At 67.4% G+C, this 15,663-nt stretch carries 13 protein-coding genes; 5 read left to right on the top strand and 8 right to left on the bottom strand.

Going from position 1 to position 15,663, the window contains the following annotated elements; genetic code table 11:
• Window positions 1-134: 134 nt before the first annotated feature.
• The 8 genes from D9C15_RS27950 to glyA are packed head-to-tail and all read right to left on the bottom strand — an operon-like array spanning window position 135 to window position 9,318.
• The gene (locus tag D9C15_RS27950) at window positions 135-1,022 is read right to left on the bottom strand and encodes a formyltetrahydrofolate deformylase (RefSeq protein ID WP_128002339.1); all 888 of its coding nucleotides are present in this window, start codon (window positions 1,020-1,022) and stop codon (window positions 135-137) included.
• Between the two features lie 10 nt (window positions 1,023-1,032).
• A complete protein-coding gene (locus tag D9C15_RS27945; protein ID WP_128002337.1) occupies window positions 1,033-1,461 on the bottom strand; it encodes a dihydroneopterin aldolase in 429 nt (142 codons plus the stop codon).
• Window positions 1,458-2,063 (bottom strand): sarcosine oxidase subunit gamma, encoded by a 606-nt coding sequence (locus tag D9C15_RS27940; RefSeq protein ID WP_164886881.1) that lies wholly within the window; start codon window positions 2,061-2,063, stop codon window positions 1,458-1,460. The genes D9C15_RS27945 and D9C15_RS27940 overlap by 4 nt, the downstream gene beginning before the upstream one ends.
• Entirely contained in the window at window positions 2,056-5,049 is a 2,994-nt protein-coding gene (locus D9C15_RS27935) for a sarcosine oxidase subunit alpha family protein (RefSeq protein WP_128002333.1), read from the bottom strand. Before D9C15_RS27935 ends, D9C15_RS27940 begins: the two co-directional genes overlap by 8 nt.
• Complete coding sequence (locus D9C15_RS27930) at window positions 5,046-5,354, bottom strand: sarcosine oxidase subunit delta (protein ID WP_128002331.1); 309 nt, start codon at window positions 5,352-5,354, stop codon at window positions 5,046-5,048. Before D9C15_RS27930 ends, D9C15_RS27935 begins: the two co-directional genes overlap by 4 nt.
• Window positions 5,355-5,364: 10 nt before the next feature.
• Entirely contained in the window at window positions 5,365-6,609 is a 1,245-nt protein-coding gene (locus D9C15_RS27925) for a sarcosine oxidase subunit beta family protein (protein WP_128002329.1), read from the bottom strand.
• Window positions 6,610-6,633: 24 nt separating this feature from the next.
• Window positions 6,634-8,025 (bottom strand): L-serine ammonia-lyase, encoded by a 1,392-nt coding sequence (locus D9C15_RS27920; protein ID WP_128002327.1) that lies wholly within the window; start codon window positions 8,023-8,025, stop codon window positions 6,634-6,636.
• A gap of 33 nt (window positions 8,026-8,058) precedes the next feature.
• Window positions 8,059-9,318 carry a serine hydroxymethyltransferase gene (gene glyA, locus D9C15_RS27915; protein ID WP_128002407.1) on the bottom strand — a complete coding sequence of 420 codons (1,260 nt, stop codon included), beginning with the start codon at window positions 9,316-9,318 and terminating at the stop codon, window positions 8,059-8,061.
• Between the two features lie 204 nt (window positions 9,319-9,522).
• Here glyA and D9C15_RS27910 point away from each other — a divergent pair, with 204 nt between their 5' ends.
• The 5 genes from D9C15_RS27910 (at window position 9,523) to D9C15_RS27890 (ending at window position 15,632) form a co-directional block, all read left to right on the top strand.
• Window positions 9,523-10,518, top strand: a complete 996-nt coding sequence (locus D9C15_RS27910; protein WP_128002325.1) for a GlxA family transcriptional regulator — start codon at window positions 9,523-9,525, stop codon at window positions 10,516-10,518.
• A gap of 211 nt (window positions 10,519-10,729) precedes the next feature.
• Window positions 10,730-11,935 carry a M24 family metallopeptidase gene (locus tag D9C15_RS27905; protein ID WP_205854927.1) on the top strand — a complete coding sequence of 402 codons (1,206 nt, stop codon included), beginning with the start codon at window positions 10,730-10,732 and terminating at the stop codon, window positions 11,933-11,935.
• Between the two features lie 166 nt (window positions 11,936-12,101).
• Entirely contained in the window at window positions 12,102-13,364 is a 1,263-nt protein-coding gene (locus D9C15_RS27900; protein WP_240668623.1) for an MFS transporter, read from the top strand.
• Between the two features lie 46 nt (window positions 13,365-13,410).
• Window positions 13,411-14,499, top strand: a complete 1,089-nt coding sequence (locus tag D9C15_RS27895) for an ABC transporter ATP-binding protein (protein WP_128002319.1) — start codon at window positions 13,411-13,413, stop codon at window positions 14,497-14,499.
• 65 nt (window positions 14,500-14,564) lie between these two features.
• On the top strand, window positions 14,565-15,632 hold the full coding sequence (locus D9C15_RS27890; RefSeq protein ID WP_128002317.1) for an ABC transporter substrate-binding protein: 1,068 nt from the start codon (window positions 14,565-14,567) through the stop codon (window positions 15,630-15,632).
• Window positions 15,633-15,663: the final 31 nt, after the last annotated feature.

Genomic DNA, 15,663 nt, shown 5'->3' with positions numbered 1-15,663 from the left:
GGCGCGATCGGATCGCTCCCAATCAACCAGCGCCTGCAGTCGTTGCCAAACTCCCGCCAACGATGCACCGTCGCCGGACGCAACCCGCCCGGGCCGGCGTGGCGCATCGCTCCTGCAGTGACGCGATCGCACTGTCACCTCAGGACAACCGTGCGCAGCCCATTGATGAACACTCGATGCTCCAGCACATAGCGCAACGCCCGGCCAAGCACCAGGCATTCGACATGCCGTCCGGTGCTCAGCAGCTGTTCGGGGCTGAACGCATGATCCACGCGCTCCAGCGCTTGCTCGATGATGGGCCCTTCGTCCAACTCGACCGTCGCGAAGTGGGCCGTGGCGCCGATCTGCTTGACACCTCGCGCGTGCGCTTGCGCATAGGGCTTGGCCCCCTTGAATCCAGGCAGGAACGAATGGTGAATGTTGATGACGCGGCCCGCGAGCCGGCGACACAGATCCTCGGACAGCACCTGCATGTAACGAGCCAGAACCACGAGTTCGGCGCCATGTTCTTCGATGCAGCGCAGCAACGCAGCCTCCTGTTGCGGCTTGGTGTCTGCACTCACCGGCAGGTGATGGAAGGGAAGACCCTCGGCAGTGACCAGCGGCGCGAGGTCGGTGTGGTTGGACACGACGGCGACGATGTCCATCGCCAGATCGTGATTCCGCCACTGCGCGAGCAGGTCGCGCAGGCAGTGGTCGGCTTTGGACACCATGATCAGGACGCGGGTTGGGCGCTGCAGATCGTGGACCGCGCCTTGTGCGTCCTCGAACCTGGCCACGACCTGTGCGTACTGCTGGCGCAGCGCCGCCAGCGTGCCTGCGTCCGCCGCATCGAGTCGGAACACGGTTCGAACATAGAAGCGCTTGCTCAGCACGTCGTCGAAGACCGCGAACTCTTCGATGTAGGCACCGTGCCCTTCCAGCAGCGCCGCGACCGCGGCGACCTGTCCGCGCGCGCTTGCGGCAGCGAGGGTCAGCGCATAGTGGCCCGGCGTTGGTTGATCGGCCTTGGCTGGCTGCATACGATTCCCTTCAAGCGACGGACGGTTCGGGCAAGCGTTTGACCAAGTCCGCCGCGGCAGCCCGCTGCTGTGCATCGAACTCGTGCCGAGACGTCTGACGCTCGATGCCAACTGCCACGGCATTGCGACTCATGCGCTGCTTGTACAAGCCGACCCATACCGTCTGCACTCGCGCGTCCATGCCGAACAGAAAGGCCTGCAGCTGGTTGATGCGCGTCTCGAGCAGCGGCGTGTGAGGCGAGCACGGCCATTCATCCGACATCCAGCGGCACAGCGGTTCGTAGTCGAAGCACTGATCGAGCGAACCGGGCGACGCCGAGGCCATCCCGGTGGCAGTCAGACTGACCCATACCGGTTGCGGTGCGACCTCGTCGGCATGGACGCCCACCGACAGCTGGACCTCCAGCCGCTCGACCCTGACGGTCCAGGACGCGTTCACGCGAAGCGCCGCGTGACCAAGCCGCACTCCTGCGTGCTGCGCTCCAGCATGAGCCAGAAGTAGCCCATGAAGCTGCGGCGCACCAGTGCCTCGTAGGTCGGCGCCTCGTCGGTCTGCCACAACCAGATCGAGGCCTTGAAGAAGTGCGAGCCGGCGCAAGCGCCGGGCTTGAAGACGCGCGGATGCAGATCGAGCGGGCAGCCCTGTGCCAGAACGTCGCGCACCGCGGCACCGCCCAGCTGCACGACGGTGTAGCCGCTGCTCACGTCGGTGATCGCATGATGCATGCCGCCCAGCGCGGTGCGCAGTTGCGACTCGATGACTTCGGCCTGGCCCTTGGGCCCGATCACGAACCAGTCGTCGGGACCGGCCCAGACCACTCGGCTAACGCCATTGGCCGTGCTCGTGCAGGGTTGCACCGGCAATGCCAAGCCGAGAGCGCGCGACGCGGCAGCGCGGAATGCGGCGTCGGCGGCGTCGCCGCGCAGGTTGACGACGGCCAGTCCCTCGCGCCAGCCGGCCAGCAGGGCCCGATCGAGGACCGCCGAGCCGGATCGCGGGCCGGTTCCCGACGGTGCAGCGCGCTGCAGGGTTTCAAGCATTTTGACGCTCCGCTTTGGGGTCGAAGAAGACCGGATTGGCCAGGGTGGCGGTGACGGTGCGGCCGTCGCGCATCGCGACATGCACGCGTTCGCCGATCCGGCTGGCGCCTCCTTTGACGAGTGCCAGGGCGATCGAGCGGCCGAGCGTCGGGCTCAGGTAGCTCGAGGTCACGTGCCCTGCCATCGGCGCGGGAATGCCTTTCAGTTCGCCGACGAGGATCTGTGCGCCCTCGGGCAGCACAAACTGCGGATCGTCGGAGAGCAGCCCGACGAACTGCTTGCGTTCGGGTTTGGCGGTATCGCTGCGCGCGAGCGATCGCTTGCCCAGGCAATCCTTGGTCTTGGTGACCATCGCCCCCATGCCGAGGTCGACCGGCGTCACCGAGCCGTCGGTGTCCTGGCCGACGATGATGTAGCCCTTTTCGGCGCGCAGCACGTGCATCGTCTCGGTGCCGTAGGGCGTGATGTCGAACTCGGCGCCTGCGGCGTGGATGGCTTCCCACACCTTCAGGCCGTCGGCTGCCGGCACGTTGACCTCGTAGCTGCGCTCGCCCGAGAAGCTGATGCGCATGACGCGGGCCTTGACGCCGGCGACCGTGCCCTCGCGGTACGACATGAACGGGAACGCTGCATCGTCGAAGTCGATGTCGCTGCAGATCTTGCGCAGCAGCGTGCGGCTCTTCGGGCCGACCACCGCGGTCGTGGCCCACTGGTCGGTCACGGTCGTTAGGTAGACCTTCAGGTGCGGCCACTCGGTCTGCAGCCAGCGCTCCATCCAGGCCAGCACGCGTGCCGCGCCGCCGGTGGTCGTATGCATCAGGTAATGGTTCTCGCCCAGGCGCACGGTCACGCCGTCGTCGAAGACCATGCCGTTCTCGTCGAGCATCAGTCCGTAGCGGCACTTGCCGACTTCGAGCTTCGACCAGGCGTTGCTGTAGACCCAGTTCAGCAGCGTCGATGCATCCGGTCCCTGGATGTCGATCTTGCCGAGCGTCGACGCGTCGAGCGTGCCGACGCCGCTGCGGGCCGACAGCACCTCGCGCTTGACGGCCGCGTGCAGGTCTTCCCCGGCCTTGGGGTAGTACCACGGACGCTTCCACTGCCCCACGTCCTCGAACAGGGCGCCCTGCTGCACGTGCCAGGCGTGCATGGCCGTGGTGCGCACCGGATCGAACGCGTCGCCCAGTTCGAGGCCGGCGACCGCGCCGAAGCTGACTGGCGTGTAGTTCGGGCGGAAGGTGGTTGTGCCAACCTGCGGAATCGTCTTGCCGAGCGCCTGGGCGGCGATGCCCATGCCGTTGATGTTGCCGGTCTTGCCCTGGTCGGTGCCGAAGCCCATGGCGGTGTAGCGTTTGACGTGCTCGATCGACTCGAAACCCTCGCGGATCGCGAGATGGATGTCCGACGCGGCGACATCGTTCTGCAGATCGACGAACTGCTTGGGCGCGCGACTGGCGCTGCGTGCATGCGGCACGAGCCACAGCGCGCGCACGTCTCCCGGGTCGCACCCGGCCACCGTCGGCGCGGCGATGGCGGCCGGCTCGAAACCGGCCGCCTGCGCGGCTGCGGTGCCTGCGGCGAGGCCATCGCGCGCGCACTCCTGCAGGGTCTGCGCGCCGCAGCACGAACCGGCCGAGCGCTCCGACTGCGCGGGCTTGCCGGGCACGAACGCGGCTCGCGCTTCGTCCCACACCGCCTTGCTGCCGGCCTGGCAATGCAGGTGAATGACGGGGCTGAAGCCGCCCGAAAGCGCCACCAGATCGCAGGCCAGCATCCGCGCTGCGCCGGTGAGCCGGTTCTGCGCATCGATGCCTTGCACGATCACGCCCTTGACGCGCTTGCCGCCGCGCGCCTCGGTGACCACATGGCCGGCCAGGATGCCGATGCCCGCGCCCCTGGCCTTCTCGCTCAGCGAACCGCGGGGCGTAGCGCGCGCGTCAACCACCTGGACCGCGGCACCGGCGCCATGGAGCGCCAGCGCGGCGTCGTAGCCGGCGTCGTTGTTCGTGAAGACCACGGCATTTCGCCCGGGCAGCACCGCATAACGACGTACGTAGGTCGACACTGCGCTGGCCAACATCGTGCCGGGCAGATCGTTGTTGGCGTAGACCAGCGGCCGCTCGTGCGCACCGGTGGCCAGCACCACCTGTTTGGCGCGCACCTTCCACAGCCGTTCGCGGAACACCGGCGCCTTGTCGGCCGCGAGGTGGTCGCCGCGCCGCTCGATCAGCGTCAGGAGATCGTGATCCTGGTAGCCGAACGCGGTGGTGCGGGAGAGGACGGTGACTTCGGGCATCGCGGCCAGGGCCGCGAGCGAACGCTCGACCCAGGTCGCGGCGCTCAGGCCGTCGACCGCCTCGTCGCTGCCGAGCAACCAGCCGCCGGGCTCGGCCTGCTCGTCGCACAGGATGACGCGTGCCCCGGCCTTGCCGGCGGCGAGCGCGGCGCACAGGCCAGCCAGGCCTGCGCCGACGACCAGCACGTCGCAATGGGAGAAGCGCTTGTCGTAACGGTCGGGGTCGCCTTCGGTCGGTGACTCGCCCAGGCCGCTCGAGGCCCGGATGTGCTTCTCGAAGAAGTGCCAGGCGGCCTGCGAGGCCATGAAAGTCTTGTAGTAGAAGCCGGCCGGAATCAAACGCGAGAACCAGCCGTTGACGGCCTTCACGTCGAACTCGACGCTCGGGCTGGCGTGGATCGAGCGTGCGCTCAGACCCTCGACCAGACTGACCTCGGTCATGCGCGCATTGGGCACCGTGCGCGCGCCGTCGTACAACTGCACCAGGGCGTTGGGTTCCTCGACGCCGGCCGAAAGAACGCCGCGCGGGCGGTGGTACTTCCAGCTTCGCGCCACCAGCGACACGCCGTTGGCCAGCAGCGCCGAGGCCAGCGTGTCGCCTTGCAGGCCCTTGAATGCGCGGCCGTTGAAGCTGAAGTTGACGACGCGGTTGCGGTCGATCCGACCACCCGTCGGCAGGCGGGCGCTCATGCCACACCTCCGCCGCGCACGTGGCCGGCCGCCTCGGGCGGCGGCGGCTCGCCGATCTTCCATACCGCCTCGAAGCGGTAGCTCACGGTGTCGCGCAGCGCGTTGAACCAGCGGCCGCAACCGCTCGAGTGGCGCCACTGCTCGTGATGCACGCCCTTGGGGTTCTTGCGCATGAACACATAGTCGCCCCACTGCGCGTCGGTCAGGGTCTCGGAGGCCACGGGCCGGACGATGCCGCCCTCGCCGCCGCAGGTGAATTCGGATTCGGCGCGCGTGCCGCACCAGGGGCAGTTGATCTGCAGCATGGTCTTCTCCTCAATGAGCGACGCCGGCCGCGCCGTGTTCGTCGATCAGGTGGCCGTTGTAGAAGCGGTCCAGGCAGAGCGCTTCGTTGAGCGCATGCGGCCGGTCCTGCGCCACGGTGTGCGCCATGACCCAGCCCGAGCCCGGCGTGGCCTTGAAGCCGCCCGTGCCCCAGCCGCAGTTGATGTAGAGGCCCTTGACCGGCGTGAGGCCGATGATCGGACAGGCGTCGGGCGCGATGTCGACGATGCCGCCCCACTGCCGGTTCATGCGCACGCGCGAGAACAGCGGAAACATCTCGACGATGGCCTGCAGCGTGTGCTCGATCGTGTGGTAGCTGCCGCGCTGGCCGTAGCCCGCGTACTGGTCGACGCCGGCACCGATCACCAGGTCACCCTTGTCGGACTGGCTGATATAGGCATGGATGGCGTTGCTCATCACCACGTTCGGGAAGATCGGCTTCAGCGGCTCGGAGACCAGCGCCTGCAGCGGCCGGCTTTCGATCGGCAGGCGGATGCCGGCCATGCCGGCGATCACGCTGGAGTGGCCTGCGGCCACGATCGCGACCTTCTTCGCCTTGATGAAGCCCTTGGCCGTCTCGACGCCGACCACTGCGCCGCCGTCGCGGCGGATCCCGGTGACCTCGCAGTTCTGGATGATGTCCACGCCGTGCGCGTCGGCGCCGCGGGCGAAGCCCCACGCCACTGCGTCGTGGCGCGCCACGCCGCCGCGCCGCTGCAGCGACGCGCCGAGCACCGGGTAGCGCGTGTTCAGGTTGATGAAGGGAATCATCTCCTTGATCTGCGCCGGCGAGATGACTTCGCCGTCGACGCCGTTGAGGCGGTTCGCGGTGACGCGGCGCTCGATGTCGCGCATCTCCTGCAGGCTGTGGCCGAGGTTCATCACGCCGCGCTGGCTGAACATCACGTTGTAGTTGAGGTCCTGCGACAACCCCTCCCACAGCTTCATCGACTTCTCGTACAGCGCCGTCGATTCGTCCCACAGGTAGTTGGAGCGCACGATGGTGGTGTTGCGCGCTGTGTTGCCGCCGCCGAGGTAGCCGCGCTCGACCACCGCAACGTTGCGCACGCCGTGCTCCTTGGCCAGGTAATAGGCCGTGGCCAGGCCGTGACCGCCGGCTCCGACCACTACCACGTCGTACTCGCGCTTGGGTTCCGGCGAGCGCCACTGCTTCTGCCAGCCCTCGTGGTAGGACATCGAATTGCGCAGCAGCGACCAGATCGAGAATTTCTGCATGTCAGTCTCCTGTCGTCCTTTGCATCAGCACTCGACGATGTTCACCGCCAGCCCGCCGCGGGCCGTTTCCTTGTACTTGGTCTGCATGTCGGCGCCGGTCTCGCGCATGGTCTTGATGACTTTGTCGAGACTGACGTGATGCGTGCCGTCGCCGCGCAGCGCCATGCGCGCGGCGTTGATCGCCTTGACCGAGGCGATCGCGTTGCGCTCGATGCAGGGGATCTGCACCAGGCCGCCGACAGGGTCGCAGGTCAGCCCCAGGTGGTGCTCCATCCCAATCTCGGCCGCGTTCTCGACCTGCTCGGGCGTGCCGCCCATCACCGCGCACAGCGCGCCGGCGGCCATCGAACAGGCCACGCCCACTTCGCCCTGGCAGCCGACTTCGGCGCCCGAGATCGACGCGTTCTTCTTGTAGAGGATGCCGATCGCGGCGGCCGTGAGCAGAAAGTCGACGACGGCCTTGTCGCTGGCACCCGGCACGAAGCGCGTGTAGTAGTGCAGCACCGCGGGCACGATGCCGGCGGCGCCGTTGGTCGGCGCCGTGACGACGCGACCGCCGGCGGCGTTCTCTTCGTTGACGGCCAAGGCATAGAGGTTCACCCAGTCCATCACCTGAAGCGGATCGCGCAGCGCGGCCTCGGGCTGCGCCGTCAGGTCGTGCATCAACTGCGCTGCGCGGCGCCTGACCTTGAAGCCGCCGGGCAAGGTGCCATCGGTACGGCAGCCGCGGGCGACGCAGTCCTGCATCACGCGCCAGATGCGGTGCAGGCCGGCGTCGATCTCGGCGTCGCTGCGCCAGTGGCGCTCGTTGCGCCGCATGATCTCGGCGATCGAGCAACGCTGCACGCGTGTCAGCTCCAGCAGTTCGGCGCCGCTCTGGAACGGATGCGGCAGTGCGGTGAAGTCCGGGACGATGGCCCGCTGCTTGCTGCCGTCGGCGGCCAACTCGTCGCTGACCACGAACCCACCGCCGACCGAGTAGTACGTTCGCGATTGCACGTCGCCGCCGTCGGCGTCTAACGCGGTGAAGCGCATCCCGTTGGCATGGAAAGGCAGGGTCTCGCGGCGCTTGAAGACGAGGTCAATCTTCTCGTCGAAGCCGATCGCCACGCCGCCCGGCAGCTGAAGGCTCTGGCTGCTGCGCACGGCCTCCAACAGGCCGGGAATGGCCTCGATGTCGACCGTGTCCGGCTCGTGCCCCAGCAACCCCAGCAGCACGGCCTTGTCGCTGCCGTGACCCTTGCCGGTGGCGCCGAGCGAGCCATAGAGCTCGCAGCGTATGCGCGCGGTGGCGGCCAGCAAGCCCTCGCGCGCGAGGCCCTGTGTGAACATCCGGGCCGCACGCATCGGGCCCACCGTGTGCGAACTGCTCGGCCCGATGCCGATCTTGAAGAGGTCGAAGGTGCTGACGGCCATGTCGTGCTTCCCGGCGGCGAGGTCCTGCGGCCTTCAGCCGTAGACGGGAAAGTCGCGCGTCATCGCGGCCACCTTGGCGCGCACAGCGGCGACATTGGCCTCGTCCTCGGGCTTGTCCAGCAGGTCGGCGATCAGGTTGCCGACCTGCCTCGCCTCGGCCTCCTTGAACCCGCGCGTCGTCATCGCCGGCGAGCCCAGGCGCACGCCGCTGGTGACCATCGGCTTCTCCGGATCGTTGGGGATCGCGTTCTTGTTGACGGTGATGTGGGCACGGCCCAGCAGCGCCTCGGCGGCCTTGCCGGTCATGTGCTTGGCGCGCAGATCGACCAGCATCACGTGGCTTTCGGTACGGCCGCTGACGATGCGCAGGCCGCGCTGCACCAGCGTCTCGGCCAGCGCGGCGGCGTTCTTCACGACCTGCTGCTGATAGGTCTTGAACTCGGGCGTCAGCGCCTCCCCGAACGCCACCGCCTTGGCCGCGATCACGTGCATCAGCGGGCCTCCCTGCAGGCCGGGGAAGATCGCGCTGTTGATGGCCTTCTCGTGCTCCGGGCGCATCAGGATGATGCCGCCGCGCGGCCCGCGCAGGCTCTTGTGCGTGGTGCTGGTGACGATGTCGGCGTGCGGGATCGGGTTCGGGTATTCACCCGCGGCGATCAGCCCTGCGTAGTGCGCCATGTCCACCATCAGCAGGGCGCCGACGTCCCTGGCCACCTTCGCGAAGCGCTCGAAGTCGATGCGCAGCGCATAGGCCGATGCGCCGGCGATGATGATCCTGGGCTTGCACTCGTGCGCCTTGCGTTCCAGCGCGTCGTAGTCGATCTCCTCCTGCGCGTTCAGCCCGTAGGGAACGACGTTGAACCACTTGCCGCTCATGTTCAGCGCCATGCCGTGCGAGAGGTGGCCGCCCTCCGCCAGGTTCATACCCATGAAGGTGTCGCCCGGCTTCATGAAGGCCATGAACACCGCCTCGTTGGCCTGCGCTCCGGAGTGCGGCTGGACGTTAGCGGCCCAGCCGTGGACGTCGGCACCGAAGAGCTTCCTCACGCGATCCAGCGCCATCTGCTCGGCCAGGTCCACGTACTCGCAACCACCGTAGTAGCGGCGGCCGGGATAGCCCTCGGCATACTTGTTGGTGAGTTGTGAGCCCTGCGCCGCCATCACCGCGGGCGAGGTGTAGTTCTCGCTGGCGATCAGCTCGATATGCTGCTCCTGGCGCTGGTGCTCCTGCTGGATCACCGTCCACAAATCGGGATCGACGTTCTTGAGCGTCTGCTGGCTGTAGCTGAACATGACGTGGTTCCTGGCTCGTTCGGAAGCTTCGATGCGGGCCGAATCTTCGTTGCAACGTGACGGCGGCGCTTTATCATTTGCGGCAGCCAATGTTCTGTTTGCGCCAGCGATCTTTCCGGGTTTTCCCTCGACGGTTGCGGGCCTCACCATCCGCCTTGTGTTGCAAGGCCGTACTCGCGCGTGTCACTCCGGAGGCCAATCCCTATGGCGAAGAAGAATCGGTCAAAGGATCTTCGGAGGCCTGCAGCCGAGTTGCAGCGTTATGGATTGCTCCTGGTCCCCAACTTCTCGCTCATCGCGCTCGCTGCAGTGGTCGATCCGCTGCGACTGGCCAACGGCGTGCTCGGGCGCAAGGCCTACGAGTACGTCACCCTCGGTGTGGCGCTCGAACCGATTGCGTCCAGCGACGGCATCCGCGTGCTCCCGGACCTGCCGATCGCGGACAGCGGGCCCCTCGATGCGGTATTCGTCATCGGGCCCAACCCGATCCCCAAGCGCGGCTTCGGCGAAGTGTCGAACTGGCTTCGTCGACAGGAAGCGCGTGGTGTCGCCCTGGGCGGCGTGGACACCGGGAGTTTCTATCTGGCGCGCGCCGGTCTGCTCGACGGCTACCGCTGCACCATCCACTGGGAAGATCGCGACGCACTGCTCGAACACTTCCCGCAGTTGATCGTCACGAATCACCTGGTCGAGATCGACCGCGACCGGTTCACCTGCAGTGGCGGCGTCAGCCCGCTTGACCTGATGACCTTGCTGCTGAGCCGACCGCCGGGCAGCCGGGAACTGGCCGCGCAGGTCTCCGACCTGCTGGTGTCGCAGCAGCGCAGTCCCGACGAGCGGCAGCACGTTCCGCTGCGCCAGCAATTCGGCCATGTCCCCGGGCCGCTGATCGACGCGCTCGAGATGATGGAGAGCAACGTCGAAGAGCCTCTCAAGCCGGACGAGATCGCCGGTTACCTGGGCATTTCGCGGCGCACTCTCGAGCGACTCTTCCTCCGGCAGCTCGGCATGTCGCCGGCGCAGAAGTATCTTGAGATTCGACTGGAACGGGCGCGCTTGGCCATGTTGCGCAGCAGCCGTGGCCTGGACGAAGTGGCGCAGTCGGTCGGGTTCACGTCGCCGAGCCATTTCATCGCCCGCTATCGACGAGCGTTCGGCAAGACGCCGGCAGCCGATCGCGCTGCGCGCCAGCCTGCATAGCCACTCGCACTCGCTGGCGAAGTGCGGTGTTAACCCTTAAGGGATAGCTTCAGGTTTTGCCCCCCGACGGCCGAACACCGCGGGGAAACCCGCGCTTGGCGCTGCCGCAAACGCGACATTACATGTCGCAAGCCAAATGGCGCCGATATGCCGCACTGATCATCATTCGCCCCATCGAATTTCACGCTGGAGCCCACCGATGATCGACAACATGCCCTCCCTGATCCGCCTGCGCAACGGCGAGAAGGTCCGGAACTCGTTCGCCCCGGCCGAGTACGCCGGCCGCATTGCGAAGTTGCGCAGCCACATGGCGGCGGCCGGGATCGACGCGGTGCTGTTCACCTCGTACCACAACATCAACTACTACAGCGACTTCCTGTACTGCTCGTTCGGCCGCTTCTACGGCCTGGCCGTCACGCACGACAAGACCACCGTCATCGCGGCCAACATCGACGGTGCCCAGCCCTGGCGCAAGGGCGTGGCCGACGACGCGCTGACCTACACCGACTGGCAGCGCGGCAACTACTTCAAGGCCGTGGCCGAATGCATCCCGAACAAGGGCCGCGTCGGCATCGAGTTCGACCACCTGCCGATCGAGCGGCTCAAGGCGCTCGAGCAGGCATTGCCCAACGTCGAATTCGTCGACATCGCCGCCGCCTGCATGAAGATGCGCATGGTCAAGAGCGCCGCGGAGATCGACTTCATCGCCAACGGCGCGCAGGTTTGCGATATCGGCGGCGCGGCGCTGGTGGCCGCGGTCAAGGAAGGCGTGCCCGAACACGAAGTCGCCTTGGCCTCGACCCAGGCGATGGTGCGCGAGATCGCCAGGCGCTACCCGCACACCGAACTGATGGACACCTGGACCTGGTTCCAGAGCGGCATCAACACCGACGGCGCGCACAACCCGGTGACCACGCGCAAGGTGCGCAAGGGCGACATCCTGAGCCTGAACTGCTTCTCGATGATCTCGGGCTACTACACCGCGCTCGAGCGCACGCTGTTTCTCGACCATGCCAGCGATGCGCATCTGAAGCTGTGGGAGATCAACTGCAAGGTGCACGACGAGGGCAAGAAGCTGCTCAAGCCTGGTGCACGGTGCAGCGACATTGCGCGCGAGCTGAACAAGATCTTTGCCGAATACAACGTGCTTCAGTACCGCACGTTCGGCTACGGCCACTCGTTCGGCGTGCTGAGCCACTACTACGGCCGCGAGGCGGGCCTGGAGCTGCGCGAGGACATCGACACCGTGCTCGAACCCGACATGGTCGTGTCGATGGAGCCGATGATCATGTTGCCCGAAGGCCAGCCCGGCGCAGGCGGTTACCGCGAGCACGACATCCTGGTGATCACCCAGGACGGCAACCGGAACCTGACCGGTTTCCCGTACGGGCCCGAGCACAACATCATCAAGGCCTGAGAGCCGACCCTAAGCCCGAGGGCCCGCGACGGGCCCTCGTCCTGCCGATTGCGGACGGAGACACCGCATGAGCATGAACACGAGCAGACCTCGGTCCGCCGCCGCCCCTGGGCCCGTAACACGGTCGATCGAATCGTCGGCGCGAGCGGGCGCACCAGCCGCCGGCATGCTGCGCAAGGCCGCAGCCGCGAGCTTCATCGGCAACTTCGTCGAATGGTTCGACTACGCGTCGTACGGCTACCTCGCGACCGTGATCGCGGTCGTCTTCTTCCCGCGCAGTTCGCCGGCGGCGGGGCTGATCGCCGCCTACGGCGTGTTCGCGGTCTCGTTCATCGTGCGTCCGATCGGCGGCGTCATCTGGGGACATCTCGGCGACCGCATCGGTCGGCGCACTGCGCTTTCGCTGTCGATCCTCATCATGTCGGCGGCGACCTTCCTGATCGCACTGCTGCCGAGCTACGAGCAGGTCGGGCTCTGGTCACCGGCGTTGCTGCTGCTGGTGCGCATCGTGCAGGGCTTCTCCGCCTCGGGCGAGTACGCGGGTGCGTCGGCCTTCCTCGCCGAATACGCGCCCGCGGGGCGGCGCGGCTTCTACACCAGCATCGTTCCGGCGAGCACGGCCGCGGGCCTGCTGTTCGGCTCGCTTCTGGTCGCCGCGATGCACGCACTGCTGACCCCCGAGCAGCTCCATTCGTGGGGCTGGCGGCTGCCGTTCCTGCTTGCCGCGCCCTTCGGGCTGATCGGCCGCTACATCCGCGTTCGGCTGGAAGACACCCCGAAGTTCCAGCAGCTCGAGAGCGCGCACCACGTCGCGAAGGCGCCGATCCGCGAACTGCTCGGCACGCATCGGCGCGCGATCGTGATCGCATTCGGCGTCACCTGCCTCAACGCAGTCGCGTTCTACATCATCCTCAGCTACATGCCGACCTACCTCTCGACCGAGATGGGCATGGGCGAGTCGGAGTCGTTCCTCGCGACGACGATCTCGCTGGCGGCGTACATCGGGCTGATCTTCCTGATGGGCAAGCTGTCCGACCGCCTGGGCCGCAGGACGATGCTGATCGCCGCGTCGGTGCTGTTCGTGCTGCTGACGGTGCCGCTGTTCCGGGGCCTCGCGGGCGCGGGCTTTCTCGGCATCGTCGCAATCCAGATCGCCTTCGGCGCGCTCCTGACGATGAACGACGGCACGCTGCCGTGCTTCCTGTCGGAGATCTTTCCGACCAAGGTGCGCTACAGCGGCTTCGCGCTGACCTTCAACTCGGCCAACGCGCTGTTCGGCGGCACCGCGCCGCTGATCGCGACCTGGCTGATCCAGGCGACGGGCAGCAAGCTGGCCCCGGCCTGGCTCCTCGTCGCCGCCGCCGGCGTGGCGCTGGCTGCGATGCTCGCCAGCCGCGAAACGGCGTGGGGCGAACTGCAGGACGAATAGACACCTCGACGACACGCCCGCGCACATGCGGGCCGGGAGACAGCACATGAGCCAGCCGATCGTCCAGCTCAAGGGCGTTCAGAAGACCTATGACGGCGAGCATCTCGTCGTCCGCGACCTGAACCTCGACATCGCCAAGGGCGAGTTCCTGACGATGCTCGGGCCGTCGGGCTCGGGCAAGACGACCACGCTGATGATGCTCGCCGGCTTCGAGACCGCCACTCACGGGGAGATCTTCCTCGACGGCAAGCCGATCAATCGGCTGGCGCCGGAGGCGCGCAACATCGGCATGGTGTTCCAGAGCTATGCGCTGTTCCCGCACATGAGCGTCGCGGAGAACGTCGCGTTCCCGCTGACCGTTCGGCGCACGCGCAAGGCCGACATCGCGGCGCGCGTCGAACGTGCGCTCGGAATGGTGGGCCTCAAGGGCTTCGGCGAGCGGCGCCCCGCACAGCTGTCGGGCGGCCAGCAGCAGCGCGTCGCGGTCGCGCGCGCGCTCGTCTTCGAGCCCAAGCTCGTGCTGATGGACGAACCCCTGTCGGCGCTGGACAAGCAGCTGCGCGAGCAGATGCAGTACGAGATCAAGCAGCTGCACCACCGCCACGGCCTCACGGTGGTCTACGTCACGCACGACCAGGGCGAAGCACTGACGATGTCCGACCGCATCGCGGTCTTCGACGCCGGCGTGATTCAGCAGCTCGATACGCCGGGGCGCCTGTACGAGCACCCGGCCAACGCCTTCGTCGCCGGGTTCATCGGCGAGAACAACAAGCTCGCCGGCACGGTGCAGCGGCGCGACGGCCAGTGGTGCGACGTACGCCTGGCCGACGGCTCGCAGGTGCGCGCGCAGGCGGTCGAGGCTGGCGACACCGGCGCAGCGACGCTGCTGTCGCTGCGCCCCGAACGCGTTCTCCTCAATCCCGCCCCGGGCGCCTGCGACGTGCTCGCCGACGCGCAGGTGCAGGACGTCACCTACCTCGGCGACCACCTGCGGCTGCGCGTGCTTGCGTTCGGCGACCAGCCGATCGTCATGAAGCTGCCGAACGCGGCGCGCGAGCGCGCGGTCGCAGAAGGCGACGCGATCCGCCTCGGCTGGCGCGCCCAGGATTGCCACGCGCTGCGCGCGCCGGCCTGATTTCCCTACCCCGCCACCACCAGGGCGCACCGGACCCGGGCGCCCGACCACCCCAGGAGACCCGCATGAAGACTCGCATCCCTCGCACACTGCTCGCCGCGGCATTGCTCGCCGCCTTCGGCACCGCGGTGCAGGCGCAATCGACGATCACGATCACTTCGTACGGCGGCGCCTACGGCAAGAGCCTGCAGGAGGTGATGTACAAGCCGTTCGCCGCCAAGAGCGGCGTCAAGGTGCTGAGTGAGGACTACAACGGCGGGCTCGCCGAGGTCCGCGCGCAGGTCAAGACCGGCAACGTCAAGTGGGACGTGATCGACGTCGAACTCGCCGAGGCGCTGCGCGGCTGCGACGAGGGTCTGTTCGAGAAGATCGACCCGGTCAAGCTGCCGCCGGGCGAGGACGGCACGCCGGCGAAATCGGACTTCGTCCCGGGAGCGATCACGCCGTGCGCGGTCGGCACGATCACCTACGCCAACGTCGTGGCCTACGACAAGGCCAAGTACCCGAGCAACGCACCCAAGACGCTCGACGACTTCTTCGACCTGAAGAAGTTCCCCGGCAAGCGCGGGATGAAGAAGGAGGCGCCGGTCAACCTCGAGTGGGCGCTGATGGCCGACGGGGTCGCGCCGCAGGACGTCTACAAGGTACTTTCGACGCCGGCCGGGGTCGACCGGGCATTCAAGAAGCTCGACACGATCAAGCCGCAGATCGTCTGGTGGACGGCCGGCGCACAGCCGCCGCAGTTGCTCGCCGCCGGCGAGGTCGCGCTGACCACCGTCTACCACGGCCGCATCTACGACGCGAACACCAAGGACAAGCGCGACTTCGCGCTCGTCTGGGACGGCCAAGTCGTGGTGCCGAACCTGTTCGCGGTGGTCAAGGGTTCTAAGAACGTCGCACCGGCGATGGAGTTCGTGCGCTTCGCCACCTCGAGCAAGCCGCTCGCCGACGAGACCGGCTACATCCCCTACGCGCCGATGCGCAAGTCCTCGCTGAAGCTGGTCGCCGACTCGGTCAAGCCCTGGCTGCCGGGAACGAGCCAGCACGGCCGCCACTTGCAGACCGATGCCGCCTGGTGGGCCGATCACGGTGACGAGATGAACCAGCGCTTCGCGGCCTGGCTCGCGAAGTGAACCCCGGCCGCGCCGGCAGCCGCGAAGCTTC

Source organism: Piscinibacter defluvii (genome assembly GCF_004011805.1).
GTDB lineage: Bacteria > Pseudomonadota > Gammaproteobacteria > Burkholderiales > Burkholderiaceae_C > Piscinibacter > Piscinibacter defluvii.
Note: the sequence above shows the minus strand (reverse complement) of the source record. Positions and strands in the feature narration are given on the sequence as shown.